The 333-nt window shown below is 73.9% G+C and carries 1 protein-coding gene; it reads right to left on the bottom strand.

Annotated elements, in window-relative coordinates; genetic code table 11:
- Nucleotides 1-333, bottom strand: a 333-nt coding sequence (locus tag ACY45C_RS11155; protein ID WP_462187548.1) for a WD40 repeat domain-containing protein, incomplete at both ends; no start/stop codon positions are given.

The following is a 333-nucleotide window of genomic DNA, read 5'->3' as shown; positions in this document are numbered from 1 at the left end:
GTCCCCGGGGGCTGTCCAGCCCATAGATCTCCGTCAACGAGCCGCCGTCGGAGGTACTCGCCACAGCGAGCCACCGGCCGTCCGGGCTGGCGAGGAGCTTGCGGACAGTGGCGGCCGCGGTCAGGTGGGCCCGGCGGCGCGGTTGCCCGGCAGCGGTCACATCCCAGACGGAGAGATGGCCTGCCCCCCCGACGGCGAGCGAGTCGCCGTCGGGCGTGAAGGCGAGGCTGGTGACCTCCGCCGGCTGGGGCAGTTCGGCGAGGGCGCGAGGATTCTGCGGGTGGCTGATGTCCCAGAGACGGACGACGCGATCGGCACCCGCCGAGGCCAGGG

The sequence above is a fragment of the Frankia sp. CcWB2 genome, from assembly GCF_977927585.1.
This window is presented reverse-complemented; position numbering and strand designations above follow the sequence as displayed.